The 468-nt window shown below is 31.6% G+C and carries 1 protein-coding gene; it reads right to left on the bottom strand.

Annotated features, from left to right (window positions below; all coding sequences use genetic code 11):
• The coding region (locus KH893_RS11995) for an MBL fold metallo-hydrolase (protein ID WP_486606303.1) at window positions 1-343 on the bottom strand (343 nt) is incomplete at its 3' end.
• Window positions 344-468: the final 125 nt, after the last annotated feature.

Raw genomic sequence — 468 nt, 5'->3', positions numbered from 1 at the left:
CATGAGTAGAATGAAAAAAGGTAATTGTAAAAGAACCGATTTCAATTGCTTTTTCATAATCAAATATTTTTAAATTAGAAATAGCCGTTTTCTCACCAGCTTCAATCAAAGCATTATATAAATCTCTTGATTGGAGTGACAGGTAGACTGGCATTCCCGCCTTTAAAAATTTCAAAGCATCGATATGATCGATATGGAGATTAGAAATAAAAATCGCCTGGTTCTTGTAAGTTGATTCTGGATTTTCTTTAAATAACTCAGGAATTTGTGAGAGAAGCTTTTTATCCATTAATTCATCAGTTGTTTTATTTTTATTAGGACCAGATGGGGCACCAAAAACCATCAAAATTCTTGTTTCGTTATCCGAAAAACTGACAATCTTACTCCCGAACATTGTCAGGTTATTCAAAAATTTCACCGTAGTAGTCATATATTTATTTTAAAACAATAAGAAAATATCCCGTAGGC

The sequence above is a fragment of the Liquorilactobacillus sicerae genome (assembly GCF_029916425.1).
In the GTDB taxonomy this organism is placed as follows: domain Bacteria; phylum Bacillota; class Bacilli; order Lactobacillales; family Lactobacillaceae; genus Liquorilactobacillus; species Liquorilactobacillus sicerae.
Note: the sequence above shows the minus strand (reverse complement) of the source record. Positions and strands in the feature narration are given on the sequence as shown.